13 protein-coding genes are annotated in these 15,124 nt (G+C 50.0%); 8 read left to right on the forward strand and 5 right to left on the reverse strand.

The window, feature by feature from the left end; all coding sequences use genetic code 11:
* Nucleotide 1 precedes the first annotated feature (1 nt).
* Nucleotides 2-886: a LysR family transcriptional regulator gene (locus tag J4377_RS06565; RefSeq protein WP_253487468.1), complete on the reverse strand. Its 885-nt coding sequence runs from the start codon at nucleotides 884-886 to the stop codon at nucleotides 2-4.
* A gap of 58 nt (nucleotides 887-944) precedes the next feature.
* On the opposite strand from J4377_RS06565, the gene J4377_RS06570 reads away from it, so the two are divergent.
* Complete coding sequence (locus J4377_RS06570) at nucleotides 945-1,724, forward strand: sulfite exporter TauE/SafE family protein (protein ID WP_253487474.1); 780 nt, start codon at nucleotides 945-947, stop codon at nucleotides 1,722-1,724.
* An 11-nt stretch (nucleotides 1,725-1,735) separates the two neighbouring features.
* Here J4377_RS06570 and J4377_RS06575 read toward each other — a convergent pair whose 3' ends face one another.
* The 4 genes from J4377_RS06575 to J4377_RS06590 form a co-directional block, all read right to left on the reverse strand.
* The gene (locus tag J4377_RS06575; protein WP_253487476.1) at nucleotides 1,736-2,032 is read right to left on the reverse strand and encodes a helix-turn-helix domain-containing protein; all 297 of its coding nucleotides are present in this window, start codon (nucleotides 2,030-2,032) and stop codon (nucleotides 1,736-1,738) included.
* A gap of 43 nt (nucleotides 2,033-2,075) precedes the next feature.
* A complete protein-coding gene (locus tag J4377_RS06580) occupies nucleotides 2,076-3,152 on the reverse strand; it encodes a PA0069 family radical SAM protein (protein WP_253487478.1) in 1,077 nt (358 codons plus the stop codon).
* A 68-nt stretch (nucleotides 3,153-3,220) separates the two neighbouring features.
* Nucleotides 3,221-4,858 (reverse strand): methyl-accepting chemotaxis protein, encoded by a 1,638-nt coding sequence (locus tag J4377_RS06585; protein ID WP_253487484.1) that lies wholly within the window; start codon nucleotides 4,856-4,858, stop codon nucleotides 3,221-3,223.
* A gap of 121 nt (nucleotides 4,859-4,979) precedes the next feature.
* A complete protein-coding gene (locus tag J4377_RS06590; protein WP_253487486.1) occupies nucleotides 4,980-6,434 on the reverse strand; it encodes a uracil-xanthine permease family protein in 1,455 nt (484 codons plus the stop codon).
* A gap of 517 nt (nucleotides 6,435-6,951) precedes the next feature.
* On the opposite strand from J4377_RS06590, the gene uraH reads away from it, so the two are divergent.
* From uraH to J4377_RS06625, 7 genes are all read left to right on the forward strand, one after another.
* Nucleotides 6,952-7,311, forward strand: a complete 360-nt coding sequence (gene uraH / locus J4377_RS06595) for a hydroxyisourate hydrolase (protein WP_038483178.1) — start codon at nucleotides 6,952-6,954, stop codon at nucleotides 7,309-7,311.
* Between the two features lie 92 nt (nucleotides 7,312-7,403).
* A complete protein-coding gene (locus J4377_RS06600) occupies nucleotides 7,404-8,603 on the forward strand; it encodes a urate hydroxylase PuuD (RefSeq protein ID WP_253487488.1) in 1,200 nt (399 codons plus the stop codon).
* Nucleotides 8,604-8,803: 200 nt separating this feature from the next.
* Entirely contained in the window at nucleotides 8,804-9,601 is a 798-nt protein-coding gene (locus tag J4377_RS06605) for an IclR family transcriptional regulator (protein WP_009724987.1), read from the forward strand.
* Between the two features lie 351 nt (nucleotides 9,602-9,952).
* Entirely contained in the window at nucleotides 9,953-11,740 is a 1,788-nt protein-coding gene (gcl, locus tag J4377_RS06610) for a glyoxylate carboligase (RefSeq protein WP_038483187.1), read from the forward strand.
* 68 nt (nucleotides 11,741-11,808) lie between these two features.
* Nucleotides 11,809-12,585 (forward strand): hydroxypyruvate isomerase, encoded by a 777-nt coding sequence (hyi, locus tag J4377_RS06615; RefSeq protein ID WP_038483190.1) that lies wholly within the window; start codon nucleotides 11,809-11,811, stop codon nucleotides 12,583-12,585.
* Between the two features lie 109 nt (nucleotides 12,586-12,694).
* The gene (locus J4377_RS06620; RefSeq protein ID WP_038483193.1) at nucleotides 12,695-13,579 is read left to right on the forward strand and encodes a 2-hydroxy-3-oxopropionate reductase; all 885 of its coding nucleotides are present in this window, start codon (nucleotides 12,695-12,697) and stop codon (nucleotides 13,577-13,579) included.
* A gap of 160 nt (nucleotides 13,580-13,739) precedes the next feature.
* On the forward strand, nucleotides 13,740-15,062 hold the full coding sequence (locus J4377_RS06625) for a glycerate kinase (RefSeq protein WP_253487495.1): 1,323 nt from the start codon (nucleotides 13,740-13,742) through the stop codon (nucleotides 15,060-15,062).
* Nucleotides 15,063-15,124 lie beyond the last annotated feature (62 nt).

Genomic DNA, 15,124 nt, shown 5'->3' on the forward strand with positions numbered 1-15,124 from the left:
CTTAGGGAAGCCGTAAATGAGTAAACAGGCTTTGCATAGCCGGTGACAGTGATGCTTCATCGCGGTAGCACAAGCACAGTTGCCGTTTGGCCCACGGGTCGTTTAGATTCACAACGCTAAGGTCGTAACGCTGTAGCCATTGTTGCGCAATGCCTTTAGGAATAATGGCGATGCCTACTTGGTGGGCTACCAAATTGCACAGCTCACCAAATCCCTTCATGCGTATCCGTAGTGTTAATGAAGCCCCAAGCTGGCGAGCCTGCTCTTCGATTTGAGCTTGCAGCGCACTTTCCTCGCTCAATCCAACCATTGGCAGTCCGACAACTTCGTGAAAGCTAATCCATGATTGGCTAGATAGTGGATGCCCCTTGGCCACCACAACGACTAAATGGTCAGGTACCAAAACGTCGCGTTTTAAGCCCTCTGCGTTAGCCGCATCGGTGATGATTCCCCCCTCAACAATGCCGGCTTGGATCGACTGAATGATTGCTAGGCTGGTTCGCTCCTTAACGTCCATATGCAGCGAAGGGTGGGCTTGTAACCAGGGCGCAAGCTTGCGAGGCAAAAAAGAGGCAAGTGCGGCAGTATTGGCATGCAGTCTAAGCGTTCCTGACAGCCCCTTGGCAAACGCCTTAAGCTCACCGCGCATTTTTTTATGCTGCAGCAACATTTGCCGAGCGTGGTGAGCTAGGGCTTCTCCGGCTTCTGTTGGCATAACACCGCGGGGGTGGCGTTCAAGCAGTTTGACTCCAACATCGGCCTCAATACGGCGCAGGCGTTCACTGGCAGAACCCAAGGCTAGGTGAGCATTGATGGCTCCTTGAGTGATGCTACCTGCTTCGACAATACACAGAAAAAGATGAAGATCTGATAAATCCAAGCGCATAAAAAACTCCTATTCCACCCTAAGGCTGAGCCGAAGCCTGAGAGGAAAATACCTGATTGTGGCGGGGTTCCAGCCGCGCTTCAATGTCGCCATGACAAACGATATTGCTACGTTAATTTGGTTGTTGGGCACATTCCTGTTAGCAGGCTTGGTTAAAGGAGTAACCGGAATGGGGTTGCCTACCGTTGCTATGGCTCTTCTGGGGGCGCTTTACTCACCCGTTGTTGCCGCCGCATTATTGATAGTGCCCTCGTTAATTACCAATATTTGGCAGTTTTTGAAGGGCGGTTATCACTGGCACGTTCTAAGCCGCTTTTTTAGCATGATGCTTGGTATTCCCGTCGGCGCCTTTTTGGGTGCGCCGCTATTGAGCCAGCTTGACGCAGATTGGGCAGCGTTTAGTCTGGGAAGCGCCTTAATGCTTTATTCCATATACTCTTTTTGGGCGCCTGTGATTAATATTCTGCCCAAGTATGAGCCCTGGTTGTCACCCATTATCGGTCTTTTAACTGGATGGATTACAGGGGCAACAGGTGTGTTTGTACTTCCAGCAGTGCCTTATTTGCAGGCACTTGGGATAGAAAGGAACGAACTGATCCAAGCATTGGGGCTCTCGTTTACGGTTTCTACCTTGGCGCTACTCAGCAGCCTAGCGGTGCAACACTCTTTGGAAACCGTGAACCTGATGCTTTCGCTGTACGCGGTACTCCCTGCATTAGCCGGTATGTGGTTGGGGAGCTTAATTAGAAACCGTATATCGACAGGGCAGTTTCGTTGCTGGTTTTTGCTAACGTTGTCGCTGTTGGCCGTAGACCTGATGTCACGACCCTTTCGCTAAGTACTTGTGCGTCAGCAATAGCCAAGTGCCACCTTTAGCCGTTCCGCATGAGTAGCAACCCAGTGAGGATCTATCGCTCCCCAGTCACGTATCTGGTAGTGGCCAATATTATGGCGTTCACCTTCACCTTTCTCGAATACGCACTCGATATCTAGCTCCGCAAGTGAGGCGATAGTGTCCTGCGCGGTACGACGAGGCATACCGGTGGCCTCGATTAACGCTGGTACGCTTGCGACGCCTTGCTCAATTAAATGCGCGACATACAAGCGGCGGTAAAAACTTGATTTGGTCTTGCTAAGCGAGGTCATTGGGTTTCCTTTTGCGGGAAGCTACTACATCAAAAGGCTTAGCTTAAATGAATAAATCCCCTTGCGCCCGTGGTGGTCGAAAGTCGTGGGTGTTCAGGCCCTGTTCGGTGCGTGGCTGCATGTTCCACTGGCGGCTGGCGCGATTAAAGCGCTGGGCGATCAAGTCGGCAAAGACACCTTCACCACGGAAGCGTTTACCAAATTGTGCATCGTAGTTTTGGCCGCTTCGGCATTGGCGAATTAGGCTCATTACCTTAGCGGCTCGCTCGGGGTAGTGGGCTTGTAGCCATGCTTCAAACATTGGTGCGACTTCATGGGGCAGGCGCAGCAGCATCCACGTTGCTGTGCGCGCGCCAGCGCGGCTGGCCGCTTCAAGAATGCGTTCAATTTCGTGGTCAGTAAGGCCAGGAATAATCGGTGAGACCAACGTACCCACTGGAATGCCTGCGGTGTTTAGCTCGCGGATCACTTTTAAGCGCGCCTGAGGCGAGGCCGCCCGGGGTTCCAAGGTACGCTTTAGATTGGCATCCAGACTTGTCAGGCTAACAAACACCCGCACTAACCGATGCTCGGCCATTTCTGCTAGCAGGTCTAAATCCCGCAGTATTAGCGTGCTTTTAGTCACCAAGGTGACCGGATGCCTACATGCCAGTAGCAGCTCTAATAAACGACGAGTTGTTTGGTATTTCGCTTCCAGCGGCTGATAACAGTCAGTGTTACCGGAAAGGTTGATAGGACGACATACATAATGGGGGTGGCTAAGCTCGTCTATTAAGTGCTCAACTAATCCTGTGCGGACGATTAATTTAGTTTCAAAATCGAGCCCCGGTGACAAATCCCAGTAGGCGTGGGAAGGGCGAGCGTAGCAGTAAATGCAGCCATGCTCGCAGCCGCGAAAAGGGTTGAGTGAGCGGTCAAAAGGTAAATCCGGTGAACGGTTCCAGGAAAGCGCGCTCTTGCTGGGTTCCTCGCGTATCTCCGTTGCAAGCGAAGTAGTGGCCCCCTCATGCCACCAGCCATCATCCTCTACCACGCTGCAAGTTGGCGAAAAGCGGTTATGCGGGTCGTAGGTCGCACCACGTCCTTTATACACGGTAGCGCTGGAAGGGGAAGAAGCCATTAGTTGCCACCTCTGCACGGACTAGAGTTGCCATATATGTGTATATATACAGTATATGGCGTTTGGCTCTATGTGCAAGGTACGGCTTGGTGAGGTAGCGAAGTCAGCTGAGCATGTGATTGGGTGTTTTCACTGCTGGCGTTGAGTTTAAACCTAAGCACAACCTCGGTTAACCGTTCAGCCTCATGTTCTAACTGAGTGGCGGAGGTGCTGGCTTGCTCCACCATGGCAGCATTCTGTTGAGTCGTCTGCTCCATTTCGCCAACAGCACTATTTACTTCGTTGATGCCAACACGTTGCTCCTCGCTAGCGACGGCGATCTCATCCATCAAAGTGGTAACACGCTTAACGGATTCCATAATGGCGACCATTGACTCACTGGCTAAATCCGCTTGTTGAGTGCCTGCTTCTATTTGGCTTACTGACGTTGCAATCAATTGACGTATATCCGCTGCGGCATCAGCGCTGCGGGTTGCCAGCAGGCGAACTTCACTGGCTACCACGGCAAATCCTCGACCATGTTCACCTGCTCGGGCTGCTTCAACTGATGCATTGAGCGCTAAAATATTGGTCTGAAAAGCGATTGAGTCAATTAGGCCAATTATGTCAGTAATCTGTTGCGAACTATGACGTATCTCATGCATTTTACTAACCACATGAGTCACGACATCACCACCTTGCTGTGCATTATGCGCAGCTTCTTGAGCAACGCGGCTAGCTTGCGCTGCGTTGTCACTGTTGCGTTCCATGGTGGCCGTCATTTCTTCAATACTGGAGGCAGTTTGTGTTAATGACGCGGACTGACGCTCGGTTCGCGAGGCGAGATCTTGGTTGCCTAACGCAATTCCCCGTGCGCCTGCAAAAACCTCTTCACTGCTATGGCGCACGGTTGCCACCGTTTCCAACAAATCTTTTTGCATGTTGCGTAGCGAGTTGAAGAGAATGCCGATTTCATTTCGGCCATGCACTTCAATTTCTCTAGAAAGATCGCCTTTAGCAATATGTTGAAAGTGCTCGTTGATGCGTTGCATTGGGCGAATTAAGTTGACGCTTACGCCCCAGTAGACAATGGCAGTAATGATTAGCGCGATGATGAATACACTGACAATAGTTGAATTAGCTAAGTTGACTACTGACGAGAAGTTATCCAAACGCTTATTACCTTCGTCTTCTACCGTATGAAAAAAATTAACGGCATCTTGATAAAAAGTGTCATAGGCATCATGGGTACCATTGCGTAGGCGTTGGTAGCCAGTAGTTTCCCCTTGGTAAAGCGAGTCAAGTTGAGGAAGTAGCTGGTGACTCATCATGCTATTGAAGCTACTCTCTATTTCACGAATGAAGTGCTCATGAGAAGGGTTGAATGATAAAGAAAGAAATTCAGCGAACACGTTGTCTGCGCTTTCAAGCAGATTACGCATTTCATCCGCTCGTTGGCGTCTTTCAACGGCAGTAAGAGAAGGGTGCGCCTCTAGCAGCTCTTCGTACAGGCGGCCCATTTGTAAACGTACATTTTGTATCGATGAATTGGTTCTGTTCAGTGTCGATTGTTGATTGACATTGACGTTGGTAAATTGCTCGATGCTTTCCTGACTATGATTGACCGCGTAGAGGCCGGTGCCACTCAGTAGTAGCAGTAATGTCAGAAAAGAGAATAAAACGAGTGACCAGCTCATTCTCATTGTTAGATTGTTTAAGCGGTGCATGTGTCACTCCATTAGTCTCATTATTATGTTCTGCATAGAGAAATAGAACTGCCGGGCTAGCGGCAGTTCTAAAGCGTCGTACATGTTTTAAATGATGCTCTTGTAGCTAATTAACACATCATTATTCGGCATGAACGCTACGTTGGCTAAGGTTATTACCTTGGTTATTGGCTTCGTCTTTCGTGTCTTTATCTTCGTTAGCAATTTTTTCTCTTTCCTTAGCCTCATCTGAAAGAGATTTTTTGGGTAGGACGATATTCAGCGTGAAAGCCGTAATAGCGGCCACAACGATAGGCGCTCCGCCAATCAAGTCTCTTAATACCGCAGGAAACTGCTCAATAGCTGATGGCTCTGCAGCGATGCCTAAGCTTAGTGCTAGGGAAAGGCCGACGATGGTCATATTGCGCGCAGACATCTCATCTTTAACCAGCAACTGGATGCCGGTCATGGTAATCATGCCAAACACGGTAATTGTTGCACCACCTAGAACGGGGTAAGGAATCGTCGTGATCATTGCGCCGAATTTCGGACTGAGCCCCGCCAAAATCATAAAAATACCTGCCAGCGCCAGTACGTATCGGCTAATTACCTTGGTCATGGCTACGATGCCAACATTCTGGCTGAATGTAGAGGTGGGCAGGGCGCCGAAGAAAGAACTGACGGTAGTGGTTAAACCATTGCCGAGTAGGCCGCCGGTAAGCTCTTTTGTTTTTAACTCACGGTTCATGCCGCCAACGGTCGTGGCAGATAAATCCCCAATGGTCTGAACAGAGTTGATAATACAAATGACGACCATCGAAGCGATGGCTGCTGCGTGAAACTCCATTTCAAATGGCATTACTTTGGGAACGGCTACCCAGGATGCATTGGCTACGTTGTCGAAATTAACCAAGCCTAGCGATAGGGAAAGTAAATAGCCCACCACAATGCCCACAATAATGGCAGAGAGCTTAATCACCCCTTTACCAAATTGAGCTGCAATTAAGACAGTGAGCAACGTAACGACAGCGACGATCCAATTAATGGGGTCACCAAAATTGGCAGCATTAACGTTTCCACTGCCCGCCATATAGCGAATAGCGATGTCATATAGCGACAGACCGATTACCAATACCACTGTTCCTGCCACGACAGGGGGGAACAGGTGGCGTATATATTGGATGAAGTAGCCCACCACGACCATGGTCATACCGCCAATCAACTGGGCGCCGAGTATTCCTTCAATCCCGTACTGAGCGCCAACTGCCACAAGCGTCGGTACGTAGGCAAAGCCGACACCAAAGATAGCAGGTAAGCGCGCACCGAATTTCCACACACCGTATAGATGGAACACGGTACAGACACCTGATGCCAGTACCGCTATCTGGATAAGCAGGAGCTTTTCTTCGACGCTCGCGCCAACGACTCCGGCAACGATAATAGGCGGTGTTATCACGCCAGCAATCATGGCCAGTAGGTGCTGAAGAGAAAGCGGCAGCACCTTTAAGAATTTGGGTTTTCCATAAAAATCAAAGAGGGAGGTGCTCTTTCCATCTATTCGCGCTCGCTCTTCCGACGAGGCAATTGCGTCACTCATAAGGGACTCTCCATTGTTGTTGTATTCAATAATTTGAAATTATTGTTCATTTTTGAAGTTAATACTGTACACAAAAAATCTGCTGAAAATAAATAATTTCGCCCTGTTTATGCTCATCTATTTGGCTAATAGCGCTTCTTGATACGAAAAATAGCATGCTGGTTTCTCAGCTACGTCTACCATATTTTTTGTTCAAGCTTTTGATTTTTAATTTATTTTTAAATATCTCTGCCAGGGAGGGGCTTGTGTATAGATGCCTGGTCGTCGCCTAGGAAAGAAAATCTGAGTAGCTAAGGTAGCGTCAAAATTTTGGCGCTGGAAAGGGTGAACAACGCTTCCTAATAAAAATGTATACAAAAATTCTTTGAAATGTGTCGATTTTTTATATAGAAATGTAGTCATTGAGTTTTGGGCTATGCCGCGTCTTACCCACTGTTGAGCTACTTATTGTAAGTAAGGCATTGGGAAAAAACAGGGTAATAGCTCTAATTACATTAATAAAATATTGGAGAAAACAATGGGTTACGTGACAACTCATGTTCTGGATACTGCGCAAGGCTGCCCAGGCGAGGGAGTCAAAATTGATCTGTATCGTGTCGTTAACGGCGAACGCAGCTTCCTCAAAACGGTAACCACCAATGATGATGGCCGCTGTGACCATCCCATATTAGATGGCGACGAGCTACAAGAAGGGGAGTACGAGTTGGCGTTTCATGCAGGCGATTACTTCGCCAGTCAGGCTGGCCGAGTTGCGGATAACGGGCCTGCCTTCTTAAACGTGATACCGCTTCGCTTCGGGGTCAATGACGCCACACAGCACTATCACGTGCCATTGCTGCTATCGCCCTATGCCTACTCTACGTATCGCGGCAGCTAAAGAGACTTAATCAATAGTCCCGATAAAAATAGCCCTGATAAAAAACCTAATGCTGCCGACTAACAACAAACAAATGAGGCGAGGAAGCCGACATGCTGTCCTACTTAATTGATTTTTCTAATTTTATGCTTCGCTGGCTACACGTTATTGCCGCGATTGCCTGGATTGGTGAGTCTATCTACTTTGTCATGCTAGATAACGGCTTAAAATCCCCCAAAGATGAAAACTGCCGCAAAAAAGGCGTGTTTGGTGAGATGTGGGCCGTGCACGGTGGCGGCTTCTATCACAATCAGAAATATGCCACCAGCCCGGAAAAGCTGCCTGATGACCTCCACTGGTCTTTCTGGAAAGCTTATACCACTTGGTTATCTGGTTTCGCTTTATTCATCATTTTGTACATGTTTAATCCTGGCTTTTATTTGGTTAATCCCAATAGTAGTTGGGAGTGGGCTGCCAATATGACCGGCTGGCAGGCCAACGTTTTGGCGCTGACCTTCTTGCTGATGGGGTGGGTGGTCTATAACGAAATGTGTAAGCGCATCAGCCCCAACATGGAGCGCGATGGCCTATTAAGTATTGGTGTTGCGATCATGATGGTGGTAGTCGCGTATCTGAGTACTCACATGTTCTCAGGTCGTGCCGCATTTCTATTGACCGGTGCTGTTATGGCAACGGCGATGTCTGCCAACGTGTTCTTCTGGATCATTCCGGGGCAGCGCCGCATGGTTAAGGCGATGAAAGCTGGCGAAACGCCAAATCCGTTAGACGGCAAACGTGGTAAGCAACGCTCGGTACACAATACGTACTTTACGTTACCCGTTGTCTTATTAATGATCAGTAATCACTACTCCTTTGCATACTCTCACGCCTATGCATGGGTCATCATGGCATTGCTGATTTTTGCGGGTGCATTAATTCGTCAGTACTTCGTGTTGATGCATGCTGGGAAAATACGGCCTGGTTATCCTGCGGCAGGCGTTGCTTTGATTATGGTGGCGTTTTGGATAGGGATGCCAGCAAATCAACAAGCTAATGCTGGTGCAGAGAGTGGGACAGATATTGCTGACGTGCAGGCGGTTATTGAGCAGCGCTGCGTTGCGTGCCATGCCCAATCGCCAACACAGCCTGGTTTTTCTGCTCCTCCTGCAGGCTTTGCCTACGATAACCTTGAGCAAATTTTGCATCACAAAGAGAGCATTCAGCAAGTCGTGGCCAGTGGATACATGCCCCTTGGCAACATGACCAATATGACAGATGAAGAGCGCGCGTTGATTGGAGAGTGGTCTGAGTAACTAGCTCGCTCGTTGTGACGTCAGCAGCTAGCACTTTCTAGCGCTCTAGAGGTGATAGCTGCTGTATTAGCTGAGTTCCTTAACGCATGCTCAATGTTGCTTTAAATCATTAATGGCAATTGGCCAGTGGTAGATTTGCGCAGGCGTTGGGGGGTTTACGTTATCTCGATAATACAAATAACGAAGTGAGTTAACCCGCCATGAGTGATAAGGAAAAAAAACATTTAATTCCCGCGCTTGAACGCGGGCTGACGATTTTAATGGAGCTCAATCGTCATCATCGCGAAATGAGTTTTGCTGAGATCGTCAAACGCGTTGGTTATCCCCAGTCGACGTCGTATCGCGCAGTCCAGACCTTGGAGCATATGGGGTTTCTACGCCATCACCCGGTCACTGGATTGTATTCGCTGGGTGTGAACGTGCTAAAACTGGGCTTTGAATATGTGGCCTCATTGGATGTTGTGCAGGTAGGCCATCCTGTTATTGAGTCGCTATGCGAGCAGACCGGCTGCTCAAGTCATATTGCCGTTCGCGACGGAAGGGATGCCGTTTATGTGGCCCGTGTGGGTGCCACTAACGCCACAATTCGTCGCGTTAGTGTAGGAACACGAATTCCACTGCACTGCACGTCACTAGGGCGACTGCTTCTGACAGATCTCTCAAAAGAGGAATTTGAATCGCTTTATCCTGACGACCAACTACTTAATAAAGAACTCGGTGCCCCCATCCGGCGTGATGTTCTATGGGACTTAGTTCAGGAAGACCGTCAGCGTGGTTATGTCATTGCCGATTCTTACTATCACTTTGGTATTTCATCGATTGCCTACCCGCTCTACAACCATGATGGGGTAGTGGAGGGCGTTGTTAGTATCATGGTGCCTGTGCATGAATTTGCCGAGGATGAGCGAACCAAGCTGCAAGCGCTGGTGCAAGAGGCCGCGAGAACAATCTCCGATATGCTAGGGCACGATCAAGCCCTTGCGAAACGCGATGGCTAGGTATTGCAGACGGCAATAGCACGCTGCGTGCGGGATTAAATCTACACCATTTTCCCCCTGTATGGACTGGATACAAAAGCACCGGTCCGATTGGCATGCCTGTTTTTACCAATACCCAGAGCGTTTCGTTAGTAAAACTTGCGCTCCCTTGTACGTGTTTATACTCAATATAATCCATATTAAATATTTGATTTAAAATGATTTTTATTGCGTCTGCTGAATTTAGTGGAAATATTTTCCATTAAATATTGACAGTGCTTCGGATGGCGCATACTTTGAATATTGTTTCGTATACAAAATTAAATACAAAAATGAATACTAAATGTATTCACTCTTCGAGGAGAAGTTGTGATGGCTAAAATGACAGCTGCAGAAGCCGCCATTCACGTCCTGAAAAAAGAAGGTGTTGATGTTGCCTTTGGTGTGCCAGGTGCTGCTATCAATCCTTTCTACGCTGCGATGCGTAAAGTGGGCGGCGTAGATCACGTGTTAGCACGCCACGTGGAAGGCGCCTCACACATGGCGGAAGGGTATACCCGCACAACCGCTGGCAACATTGGTGTGTGTATCGGTACTTCTGGTCCCGCGGGCACGGATATGATTACGGGCCTGTATTCTGCCAGTGCTGATTCAATTCCGATTCTATGTATCACTGGCCAAGCTCCCCGCGCCAAGATGCATAAAGAAGACTTCCAGGCCGTCGATATTCAGACGATTGCTGGCCCGGTAACCAAATGGTCCGTTACGGTGATGGAACCTGCCCAGGTACCGCGCGCATTCCAGAAAGCCTTTCAGCTTATGCGTTCTAGCCGTCCTGGACCGGTACTGATCGATCTTCCCATCGATGTACAGATGAGCGAAATCGAGTTTGATCCGGACACCTACGAGTCACTTCCGGCTTATAAACCCTCAGCATCTCGTGCCCAAATTGAAAAAGCATTGACGATGCTCAACGAAGCCGATAAGCCGCTGATCGTGGCTGGTGGTGGCATCATCAATGCCGATGCTGCCGAGCAATTAGTTGAATTTGCTGAGCTAACCGGGGTGCCGGTGATCCCGACGCTGATGGGGTGGGGAACGATCCCGGATGACCACCCGTTAATGGCAGGCATGGTAGGGCTGCAAACGTCGCACCGATACGGCAATGCGACCATGTTGGCCTCTGACTTTGTCATGGGGATTGGTAATCGGTGGGCTAACCGACACACTGGCAATGTTGAAACGTATACAAAAGATAGAAAGTTTGTTCACGTTGATATCGAGCCTACGCAAATAGGCCGTATTTTTGGGCCTGACTACGGCATCGTTTCTGACGCTAAGCTTGCCCTAGACCTGTTTATCGACGTCGCTCGTGAAATGAAGGCCAGCGGACAGCTTAAAAACCGTAGTGCCTGGGCACAAGAGTGTCAGGAGCGTAAGCGCACGCTACTGCGCAAAACGCACTTCGATAACGTGCCGGTGAAACCGCAGCGTGTTTACGAAGAGATGAACAAGGTTTTTGGTAAAAATGCACGCTATATCAGCACGATCGGTTTGTCGCAGATTGCCGGCGCTCAGTTCCTGCATGTGTACAAGCCTCGTCACTGGATTAACTGTGGCCAAGCTGGGCCACTAGGCTGGACAGTGCCTGCAGCACTGGGTGTTTGCCGTGCCGACCCTGATGCCGAAGTGGTTGCGCTGTCTGGCGATTACGACTTCCAGTTCATGGTGGAAGAACTAGCGGTTGGGGCACAGTTTAACTTGCCGTATATCCACGTGCTGGTGAATAACTCCTACCTCGGTTTGATTCGTCAGGCCCAGCGTGGCTTCGACATGGACTACTGTGTCCAGCTCTCGTTCAAGAACATTAACTACACCGACGAAGAAGCGGCGCTCGCTGAGTACGGCGTAGATCACGTGTCGGTTGCTGAAGGCCTTGGCTGTAAAGCGCTGCGTGTCACTACACCCGATGAGATTGCACCTGCGTTAGAGAAAGCGCGTGAGCTAATGCGCCAATACCGTGTGCCGGTCGTGGTGGAAATCATTCTCGAGCGCGTTACCAATATCTCGATGGGCACTGACCTTGATGGGGTTAATGAGTTCGAAGCGTTAGCTGAAAACCTTACCGATGCACCGAGTTCTATTGCCAGCCTGACGTAAGGCACCGAGGTGCTTTCAGGCAAGTCGCTGAAGTCGTTATTAAGACGCTAAAACGTTAGGAGAACACTATGGCTAAGTTTGCCGCGAATCTCAGTATGCTGTTCACTGAAGTCGATTTTCTTGATCGCTTTGAGGCCGCCGCAAAGGCGGGCTTTAAAGGGGTTGAGTACCTTTTTCCCTATGACTATGCGGCAGCTGACATCAAGCAGCGCTTGGATGCGAATGGCCTAACCCAAGTGCTGCACAACTTACCTGCGGGAGATTGGGGAGCAGGCGAGCGAGGCATTGCTTGCCATCCCGACCGGGTAGATGAGTTTCGTGCCGGTGTGGATAAAGCGATCGACTATGCCACTGCGCTTGAGTGCAAGCAGGTGAACTGCCTTGCGGGTATTCAGCCTGAGGGCGTTAGTGATGCTGAAGCTCACCGTACCCTGGTCGAAAACCTTCGCTACGCTGCCGAAAAACTCAAAGCAGCCGGCATTTTGCTGCTTGCAGAACCTATCAACACTCGTGACATCCCAGGCTTTTTCCTTAATCGCACCGAGCAGGCGTTGGCACTTTTTGACGAAGTCGGCAGCGATAACTTAAAGCTGCAGTATGACATCTACCACATGCAAATCATGGAGGGTGATCTTGCGCCCACTATTGAAAAGCATTTTGCACGTATCGCTCACGTGCAGTTGGCGGACAACCCGGGACGCCATGAGCCAGGAACGGGTGAGATCAATTATCCCTTCTTATTTAGCCACCTGCAGCAGCTTGGCTATGACGGCTGGATCGGCTGCGAGTACAAGCCCAAGACCACGACGGTAGAAGGTTTAGGTTGGTTAGATAAGGCGCGTTAACCCTGTATGACTTAAAACAGGCAAGTGAGTAAATAGTCGTTAGCTCAGGAAATCTAAATCATTTAGAAACAATAGCTTGGTTTCTAGAAGACGCGAATGGAGAACAATTATGAGTAAGATTGGTTTTATTGGTTTAGGCATTATGGGTCGTCCTATGGCGGGCCACCTGCTCGACGCTGGTCACTCTTTGATGACTGTTAAACGCGGTACCTTGGATGCTGCGCTTGCCGAGAAAGGCATGAGTGAAGTCGCTTCTCCCAAAGCGGTGGCTGAAGCGTCTGACGTCATTATCACCATGGTGCCCGATACGCCCGATGTCGAAAGCGTGTTATTTGGTGAGGAAGGCGTGATTGAAGGCCTGAAGCCCGGCACCCTGGTGATTGATATGAGCTCTATTGCTCCAATGCAGACCCAGGAATTTGCCAAGCGGATTACCGATGCGGGCGGAGAGTTTGTCGATGCGCCGGTTTCTGGTGGTGAAGGTGGTGCAATTAACGCCGCGCTTACCATCATGGTGGGCGCAACAACGGAAGGGTTTGAGCGAGCCAAGCCTTACCTGGACGTTGTTGGGAAGACGATTACCCACATCGGCGGCCATGGTGCAGGTCAGACGTGCAAAGTGGCTAACCAGATTGTGGTTGCGCTAACGATTGAAGCAGTGGCAGAAGGGTTGCTGTTTGCCTCTAAAGCAGGCGCTGATGTCGCTAAAGTGCGTGAATCACTGATGGGCGGTTTAGCTCAATCGAAAATCCTCGATGTTCATGGCGAGCGCATGATCAAGCGCACCTTTGAGCCTGGGTTCCGCGTTCGTCTGCACCAGAAAGATCTCAACTTGGCGTTAGAGGGTGCTAGGACGTTAAACCTGTCATTGCCAGGCACCGCCAATGCACAGCAGTTGTTCCAAGCGTGTGTTGCCAACGGGGGCCAGGATTGGGATCACGCAGGTATTGTGCGCGCTTTAGAAAAGCTGGCAGACCATGAGGTTGGCCAATAACGCGCCTTTGTCAGGCAGGCCAGCGTCTGTTGGCCTGCCATTAAGTTCTTTTTACTAAGTTTTAAGTTCTTTTTACTAAGCTTTCCAAGCTCTTTGTTTACGTTCTTTTCTAAGCTCCTTTCTGAGCCTTTTTCCTGATCCCTGCCCGAGGAGTCTTTTGATGAATTCCCTTGTTCGCTTGGCGCCTTTTACCAGTGAAGAGGCAACCCGCCAGTGGCTGAATCAACTGGCCGAAACGGCCATTGCTGCGGTACATCCCGATAGCTTATTAACTGCCCAGTTGCCTGAAAAACCGCCAGGCCGAACTGTCGTCGTGGGCGCGGGTAAGGCTGCTGCCGCCATGGCGCGTGCATTAGAGTTGGCGTGGGAAAAACGCGCTCGAGAGTCAGGCGAAGAGGTCGACTTAACAGGCGTGGTGGTGACCCGTTATCAGCATGGGGCAGCCTGTCGCTATATCGATGTACTGGAAGCCTCCCACCCGATGCCTGATGCGCTGGGTGAGCAAGCCGCTAAGCGCATGCTTGATGAAGTAAAAGGCCTGGGTGAAGACGATCAAGTGATCGCACTCATCTCCGGCGGCGGCTCCGCGTTAATGACTCTGCCGGCGGACGGCATTTCGCTAGAAGACAAACAGGCTCTGAATAAGGCGCTGCTTCGATGCGGTGCACCGATCCGTGAAATAAACACCGTAAGGCGCCATTTGTCTGCAATTAAAGGCGGGCGGTTGGCCACCGCTGCGCACCCCGCGCAAGTGGTGACGCTACTTATTTCGGATGTTCCTGGTGATGTGCCTTCATTAATTGCCTCAGGCCCGACGCTGCCGGATAACACAACGTCGTTAGATGCCTTGGCAATTTTAAACCGCCATGAGATTGAGGTGCCTGAGCATGTGAAGCGTCATTTAATGGCCGATCATCGTGCGCCTCAGACCTGGAACCAAGGATTTGCACGGGACAAATCGACTATCCTGGCCCGCGCGCGCGACGCATTGAAGGCCGCCCAGCTGAGTGCCGAAGAGAGTGGCCTAGAGGTAAGAGTGTTAGGTGATGATCTTGAGGGGGAAGCAAGAGATTTAGGCATTGCCCAAGGGCGTATGGCGTGCAAGTTGCAGTCTGAAATTACTCGTCCGCTGCTGGTACTGTCAGGCGGCGAAACGAGCGTTACCGTGCGCGGTAATGGTCGAGGAGGGCGTAACGTTGAGTACCTGCTGGGGCTTTTTGATACGCTAAAAGGATGTGATGGCATTTATGCGATTGCCATTGATACCGATGGAATCGATGGCTCTGAAGATAATGCAGGCGCGTTAATTGGGCCTGAGTGCTGGCAGCGGGCTAAGGCATTAACGCTTTCTGCCCAGGATTACCTTGCCCGTAACGATGCGTACAGTTTCTTTGATGCGTTAGATAACCTCGTGGTAACAGGGCCAACCCGAACCAATGTTAACGATTTTCGAGCGATTCTTATTCTACCCAACCCGTCGTAAGGCTGTGGTTGTGCCCTCATATCGACTCGATTACCCGTTAAGGCATTGTTTTGCGTGGTTCT

The sequence above is a fragment of the Halomonas sp. XH26 genome, assembly GCF_024138895.1.
Classification (GTDB): Bacteria; Pseudomonadota; Gammaproteobacteria; order Pseudomonadales; family Halomonadaceae; genus Vreelandella; species Vreelandella alkaliphila.